This window comes from Aquisalimonas asiatica, from assembly GCF_900110585.1.
Taxonomy (GTDB): domain Bacteria; phylum Pseudomonadota; class Gammaproteobacteria; order Nitrococcales; family Aquisalimonadaceae; genus Aquisalimonas; species Aquisalimonas asiatica.
Genome location: NZ_FOEG01000006.1, coordinates 191,138 through 197,613, shown reverse-complemented (window position 1 = coordinate 197,613; position 6,476 = coordinate 191,138). Strand labels below are relative to the sequence as shown.

The 6,476-nt window shown below is 63.7% G+C and carries 6 protein-coding genes and 1 CRISPR repeat array; of the genes, 2 read left to right on the top strand and 4 right to left on the bottom strand.

All coding sequences use genetic code 11. The features are described from left to right. Position 1: 1 nt before the first annotated feature. Positions 2-286, bottom strand: coding sequence for a transposase (locus BMZ02_RS13855; protein WP_007153505.1), 285 nt, complete (start codon positions 284-286; stop codon positions 2-4). A 77-nt stretch (positions 287-363) separates the two neighbouring features. Then, positions 364-2,973: direct repeats of the CRISPR family, unit length 28 nt; unit sequence GTTCGCTGCCGCGTAGGCAGCTCAGAAA. Positions 2,974-3,079: 106 nt separating this feature from the next. On the opposite strand from BMZ02_RS13855, the gene BMZ02_RS13850 reads away from it, so the two are divergent. Both BMZ02_RS13850 and BMZ02_RS13845 read left to right on the top strand, forming a co-directional pair. Continuing rightward, positions 3,080-3,433, top strand: coding sequence for a hypothetical protein (locus BMZ02_RS13850; protein ID WP_091644953.1), 354 nt, complete (start codon positions 3,080-3,082; stop codon positions 3,431-3,433). Further along, positions 3,424-3,807, top strand: a complete 384-nt coding sequence (locus BMZ02_RS13845; protein ID WP_091644951.1) for a c-type cytochrome — start codon at positions 3,424-3,426, stop codon at positions 3,805-3,807. Before BMZ02_RS13850 ends, BMZ02_RS13845 begins: the two co-directional genes overlap by 10 nt. Positions 3,808-3,905: 98 nt before the next feature. On the opposite strand, the gene BMZ02_RS13840 is transcribed toward BMZ02_RS13845, so the two are convergent. From BMZ02_RS13840 to BMZ02_RS13830, 3 genes are read right to left on the bottom strand one after another with little or no spacing between them, the layout of a single operon-like run. Continuing rightward, positions 3,906-4,721, bottom strand: coding sequence for an ABC transporter permease (locus tag BMZ02_RS13840; RefSeq protein ID WP_091644949.1), 816 nt, complete (start codon positions 4,719-4,721; stop codon positions 3,906-3,908). Beyond that, entirely contained in the window at positions 4,718-5,479 is a 762-nt protein-coding gene (locus BMZ02_RS13835; RefSeq protein WP_091644947.1) for an ATP-binding cassette domain-containing protein, read from the bottom strand. Before BMZ02_RS13835 ends, BMZ02_RS13840 begins: the two co-directional genes overlap by 4 nt. Further along, positions 5,476-6,450: a PQQ-dependent catabolism-associated beta-propeller protein gene (locus BMZ02_RS13830; protein WP_091644946.1), complete on the bottom strand. Its 975-nt coding sequence runs from the start codon at positions 6,448-6,450 to the stop codon at positions 5,476-5,478. The genes BMZ02_RS13835 and BMZ02_RS13830 overlap by 4 nt, the downstream gene beginning before the upstream one ends. Between the last annotated feature and the right edge of the window lie 26 nt (positions 6,451-6,476).

The following is a 6,476-nucleotide window of genomic DNA, read 5'->3' as shown; positions in this document are numbered from 1 at the left end:
CTTACTGATCGAGCTTGCGCGACAAAAAATCGCGCTCCACCGTCAGTCGACCGATCTCGCGGTAAAGCTCGTCTGTGCTGGGCTCATCGGATTGCTTGCCGGCCTTCCTCTTGCCTTCGAAGAGGTCTGGAGCGTTCTCCAGCAGCTCGCGCTTCCAGGTACTGACCATGGTGGGGTGAATCTGGAATCGGGCGGCGATCTCGGATGTGGTCTGGTCACCCTTGAGGGCGGCCAGAGCGACTTTGGACTTGAACGATGGGCTGTATTGCTTGCGTTTCTTGCTCATGATTCTCCTCCTTGTGGAGATGATGAATCAGAGCTTAGGCACCTGTCCAAAATTTGGGGGCCACTTCACTCGTCGCTGTTCGCTGCCGCGTAGGCAGCTCAGAAACCTAGCATCCGGCGGCCCGGTCCAGATATCCCGTTCGCTGCCGCGTAGGCAGCTCAGAAATGACTCATACCAACTCTCCGCAGTATTCTTCGGTTCGCTGCCGCGTAGGCAGCTCAGAAATGGACCGTCCCTGAGAGTCACAACGCCACCCCGTTCGCTGCCGCGTAGGCAGCTCAGAAATACTCCGAGCTCACCCGGCAACTGCTGAAGCTGTTCGCTGCCGCGTAGGCAGCTCAGAAAAAACTACGCATTGGCGCACGGCAATGGCTCGCGTTCGCTGCCGCGTAGGCAGCTCAGAAACTCGCTATCATGCGCTTCGCTGCGGCTTTGGCGTTCGCTGCCGCGTAGGCAGCTCAGAAATTGTCATGCCCCTGCCGGAGGGCTGGCAGGCGGTTCGCTGCCGCGTAGGCAGCTCAGAAACCCTGCGGCAGCGCGCATCGCTCAAGCCGTAAGTTCGCTGCCGCGTAGGCAGCTCAGAAATCATCGAGCGCGTACGCTGCGTGGAACTGTGAGTTCGCTGCCGCGTAGGCAGCTCAGAAACGTCCCCGGGCTGGTGAGCAGATGTTCCTGCCGGTTCGCTGCCGCGTAGGCAGCTCAGAAATATGACACCGCCTCGAACTGGAAGGACTTCTGGTTCGCTGCCGCGTAGGCAGCTCAGAAACAGAACCACCATTAGGACTGCGTATAAGATAGGTTCGCTGCCGCGTAGGCAGCTCAGAAAAAGACCTTCATCTACGCCTTCCTGTACGGCGCGTTCGCTGCCGCGTAGGCAGCTCAGAAAATCGTAGGGCTCCATGTAGTGACCCAGACAGCGTTCGCTGCCGCGTAGGCAGCTCAGAAAATCCGGGAGTCCAACCGCTCCGACACCCACGGGTTCGCTGCCGCGTAGGCAGCTCAGAAAAGCTGCCGCAGACGCCGGTCTAGATCCTTCATGTTCGCTGCCGCGTAGGCAGCTCAGAAATCGGCACTGTCGGGCCGGAACAGCACCATGTCGTTCGCTGCCGCGTAGGCAGCTCAGAAAGACAGATGCTCGCAGAGATCGGCCAGCAGGAAGTTCGCTGCCGCGTAGGCAGCTCAGAAATCGAATTGACAGGCACAACCGGGACATGGGAGGTTCGCTGCCGCGTAGGCAGCTCAGAAATAATGGCTGCCCCGCCGCCGCGTAACGGGAATGTTCGCTGCCGCGTAGGCAGCTCAGAAATGGCGGAACGTCTTGCTGTCCTGCCCCTTCAGGTTCGCTGCCGCGTAGGCAGCTCAGAAAACAGCCCGCTCCATGTCCTGGCGGGTGTCCATGTTCGCTGCCGCGTAGGCAGCTCAGAAAACTGCCGGTAGCGGAGCACGTGTCAACGGGGAGTTCGCTGCCGCGTAGGCAGCTCAGAAATGGCGAGGGCAGCCAGTCAGTTTCGGACCACGGTTCGCTGCCGCGTAGGCAGCTCAGAAATGTCCGATGACGACCTCCACTACCAGCTCCCGGTTCGCTGCCGCGTAGGCAGCTCAGAAATATGTCCAAGCAGATCACCGCCCCGATGACCAGTTCGCTGCCGCGTAGGCAGCTCAGAAATCGCGGATTGCGCGTCGGTACTCGGCGCGGCGGTTCGCTGCCGCGTAGGCAGCTCAGAAATCGGCGTCACCGTACTCCCAGCGCCGGATTGTGTTCGCTGCCGCGTAGGCAGCTCAGAAACCATGGGGAGCGCCCGAGGTGCAGTGTCGCGCGTTCGCTGCCGCGTAGGCAGCTCAGAAATGCTGCACAAGACATTCCCGGGCGGTCACATCGTTCGCTGCCGCGTAGGCAGCTCAGAAAACCTCGTCCTTCATGACCGCCGTGGTCCGACTGTTCGCTGCCGCGTAGGCAGCTCAGAAATGTGTGAGGATCTACTGGTTATAACTACTGGTTGTTCGCTGCCGCGTAGGCAGCTCAGAAATCACCGATCAAGCCTTCAGTGGTGACGCGATCGTTCGCTGCCGCGTAGGCAGCTCAGAAAAGAGCTCGTCTAGGGCGACCACGGCACCGTTCGTTCGCTGCCGCGTAGGCAGCTCAGAAAAGCCCGTAGAGCACCTCGCTGACGGCGCCAGGGTTCGCTGCCGCGTAGGCAGCTCAGAAATGACACGTTCGAGACCCGGGCACTCGCTTGGAGTTCGCTGCCGCGCAGGCAGCTCAGAAAAGAACGCACGGCGTCCCCGCTCGTTTTCCTGGGTTCGCTGCCGCGTAGGCAGCTCAGAAACACGGCTTCAACGTCATCGACGGCGGGAAGAAGTTCGCTGCCGCGTAGGCAGCTCAGAAACATTCGCGCTGCAGGTTTTCGAGCATTCGATCGTTCGCTGCCGCGTAGGCAGCTCAGAAATCGCGGATGCCGCCCCAGTGGGCGACGCGGTTGTTCGCTGCCGCGTAGGCAGCTCAGAAAGCCACAGCTGGCCCTCGGGCAGGTCCCCGATGGTTCGCTGCCGCGTAGGCAGCTCAGAAAACGCGCCTATGGCCACTCGACACGTTTCTTGCGTTCGCTGCCGCGTAGGCAGCTCAGAAAATCCGGTCCTGCATGCAGGCCTCAAGATCGACGTTCGCTGCCGCGTAGGCAGTCCCTAAAATAATGCGACTGCGCCGACGAACATTGGCGCCTGCTATGGCCGCCAGCATCCGGAAACCGCGTCTATACTCCAATAACGCGGGACGGCATCAGGGAGCATCACACAATGAAACGGTGGAGCCTGATTCACGGCATTGCGCCATTGCTGCTTCTGGCTTTCGTCGGGGCACCCGGGGTGGCGGCCGCCAATGACTACCCCACCGCCGCCCGTGTGGACTATGTGCTCGGTTGCATGGCGGCCAATGGGCAGAATCAGCTCGTCATGCAGAAGTGCGCCTGCAGCATCGACGTGATTGCGGAGCTGATGCCCTACGAAGACTACGAGGAAGCGGAGACGATACTCAGCATGCGCGAGCGCCGGGGCGAGCTGGGTGTGCTGTTCCGCACCGAGCGCGGCATGGAAGACCGGATGCAGGAGTTCCGGCGGGCGCAGGCGGAAGCGGATCTGCGATGCTTCTAGGCGCCACGCGCTCCATCGGGTGGGTGCTTGTGCTGCTGGCGCCATTACCGGCCGTGGCGGACAACGCCGACCTGGTGCGCGGCGAGCGGATATTCATCACCCAGTGCGCGGGCTGCCACGCGGTTGCGCCGGGCAGCCACCGGGCCGGGCCAAGCCTGCACAACATTCTCAACCGGCCGGCTGGCGCGGTGAGCGAGTTCCAGTATTCACCCGCCATGGAGAACGCCGACGTGGTGTGGACCCCGGAGACGCTGGACGCCTTTCTCGAGAATCCGGAGCAGGTGGTTCCGGGCTCGCGGATGGTGTTCTGGGGGCTGGACGAGCGGGAGCGGGAGTTGGTGATCCGGTATTTGAGGGAGATTTCCTCCGATTAGTTGGTTGGTTGGTGGACCTGAAGGTCCACCCTACGGTCATTACGGTCGTTTGCGGCAGGGCCCGTTGTAGGGTGGATGTTTACATCCACCACGTCTCGCTAGTCGCCGCCGTTGCCCGCTTTGTGGGTCATCATGCCGCGGGCGGGGTTGTAGCCGAGGATCGCCAGGCCGGTGAACACCACGGCGACGGCGCCGGTGATCAGCGCGGCGGTGGTGTTGAAGTGCCCGTAGAGGGCGAACCGGATCAGCTCTACGGCATAGGTGAACGGATTCCACGACGCCAGCTGGTAGACGATGACGCTGGACTCCTGCAGGCGCCACAACGGGTAGAGCGCCGAGGAGATGAAGAACATCGGGAAGATGACGAAGTTCATGATGCCGGCGAAGTTCTCGAGCTGCCGCACGAACGATGACAGCAGCAACCCCAGGGCCCCCACCATGAAACCGGTGACGATCAGCGCCGGCAGCACGTAGAGGTAGCCGCCGAGCGGCGCCTGCACACCGTACGCGTAGGCGATGGCCAGAAACACATAGACCTGCACGATGGAGACGAGCGTCCCCGCCAGCAGTTTGCACAGCAACAGGTACCAGCGCGGAAACGGGCTCACCAGCAGCACGCGCATGCTGCCCATCTCACGGTCGTACACCATGGACAGGGAGCTCTGCATGCCGTTGAAGAGCTGGATCATGCCCACCAGGCCGGGGACGATGTACTCCTCGTACAGGATGTACGTCTGGTAGGGCTCGGTCATGGCCACGCCAAGCGCCATGCGGAATCCGGCGGCGAACACCAGCAGCCACACCAGCGGCCGCACCAGGGCAGCAATGAAGCGGCTGCGCTGGTGCACGAATCGCATGAGTTCGCGGGTGAGGATGCCGCGCATGCAGTGGGCGTAGGCGATAACGCTGCTCATGCGTGCCCCGCTTCAGTGAGCACGTCGAACGCATCGGCGATGGTGGCCGTGCCGGTGGCGGCCTGGATGTCCGCCACCCCGCCGTCGGCGCGCACGCAGCCCCGGTCCAGGACGATGACCTGGTCCGTGGCGTGCACCTCGTCAATGAGATGGGTGGCCCACAGCACCGCCACACCATCGTCGTGGCTGAGGCGGTGGGCGTGCTCGACGATGCCCCGGCGGGAGGCCACGTCCAGCCCCACGGTGGGCTCATCGAGCAACAGCAACCGTGGCCGGTGCAGCAGGCCGCGGGCGATTTCCACCCGCCGCCGCTGCCCGCCGGAGAGCTCCCGCACCCGGCGACGCAGGTGGTCGCCGAGGCCGAGCCGCTCCACCTGCTCGTCTGCCTGACGCCTTGCCGTGCGGGTGCTCATGCCGTGTAGCGCGGCGTGGTAGGCGAGGTTCTGCCGCACGGTGAGATCCAGGTCCAGGGTGGGCTGCTGGAAGACCACGCCCATCTGCCCGAGCGCCGCGGTGGAGAGGTCGCGCACGTCGCAGCCGCCAACCCGGATCGTGCCCACGCGCCGGTCGTAGAGGCGGGTGATGAGCGAGAACAGGGTGGTCTTGCCGGCACCGTTGGGGCCCAGCAGCACGGCGAAGCCCCCCTGCGCCACGGAGAAACCCACCTGCTTCAGAATCGGCTTGCCGCTGTAACTGAAGTCCAGGTCAGCCACCTCCAGTGCCGGATCCGCGCCCGCCGGAGCCACCGCCACACTCATGGGCTGACCACCACGCCCCACGGGAACCGGCCCACCGGGATCGAGCGCAGCGGCCGCAGCGCATCCACGTCGATCACGGTCACATCACCGCTGACGCCGTTGGTGGTGAATAGCCGCGTCTCGTCGCTGTTGAGCGCGAGGTGCCACACGCGCTGCCCGACCAGAATGTAATCCAGCACTTCGTAGCTCTGCTGGTCCACCACGGCCACGCGGTTGGACGGCCCCAGCGCCACGAAGGCGTAACGGCCGTCCGACGTCAGCTCCACCCCCACGGCCTGCACGGTCTCCCGCGGCACGCCCTGGATGTCGAAGCGGATGGTGTGCGTGACCGCCAGGTCGTCCATGTCGATCACCGACACGGTGGCGCCGATCTCTGCCGAAACCCAGACTTCGGCGCCGTCATGGGTGAACACGGCGTGGCGCGGGCGGGCATCCACCAGCACATGGTGCACGGCGTCCAGCGACTCGGCGTCGATGAAGTGCGCCATGTTGGAGGTCTCGGTGGTGTTGACGATCCATTTGCCGTCCGGGCTGATGGCCAGCCCTTCGGGCTCCACCCCCACCGGCACCGTCGCCACGCGGCTGCGGCGCTCGTAGTCGATGACGGTGACGATGTTGTCGTCCTCGTTGGAGACGTAGATGTACGGCCGGTTGGGATCGACACGAATCACCTCCGGATCGGGCCCGGAGGATTGGCGCGCGATCACTTCCAGGGTCTCCAGGTCGATGATGTCGATGGCCTCGTCATCGCCCACGGCCACGAACAGCCATTCCCCGTTGTTGCTGAATGCCATGCTCCGCGGGCGGCGGCCGACACGAATGGTGTCGGTGACTTCCATGCTCTCGGCGTCGATCACCGAGATGGTGTTGTCTTTCTCGTTGGAGACGAACACGCGCTCGGCAAGGGCCGCGGGCGGCACCAGCAGCAGTGCCACGAGTAGACAGCAGAGGGCTCCAGGTCTGGTGATCATGTCCGGCTCTCCGGGGTGATGCATGG

Excerpts from the sequence above, each read along its gene's own strand:
- BMZ02_RS13840 (WP_091644949.1), bottom strand. The coding sequence starts at position 4,721 with ATGAGCAGCGTTATCGCCTACGCCCACTGCATGCGCGGCATCCTCACC.
- BMZ02_RS13850 (WP_091644953.1), top strand. The coding sequence starts at position 3,080 with ATGAAACGGTGGAGCCTGATTCACGGCATTGCGCCATTGCTGCTTCTG.
- BMZ02_RS13845 (WP_091644951.1), top strand. The coding sequence starts at position 3,424 with ATGCTTCTAGGCGCCACGCGCTCCATCGGGTGGGTGCTTGTGCTGCTG.
- BMZ02_RS13855 (WP_007153505.1), bottom strand. The coding sequence starts at position 286 with ATGAGCAAGAAACGCAAGCAATACAGCCCATCGTTCAAGTCCAAAGTC.
- BMZ02_RS13835 (WP_091644947.1), bottom strand. The coding sequence starts at position 5,479 with ATGAGTGTGGCGGTGGCTCCGGCGGGCGCGGATCCGGCACTGGAGGTG.
- BMZ02_RS13830 (WP_091644946.1), bottom strand. The coding sequence starts at position 6,450 with ATGATCACCAGACCTGGAGCCCTCTGCTGTCTACTCGTGGCACTGCTG.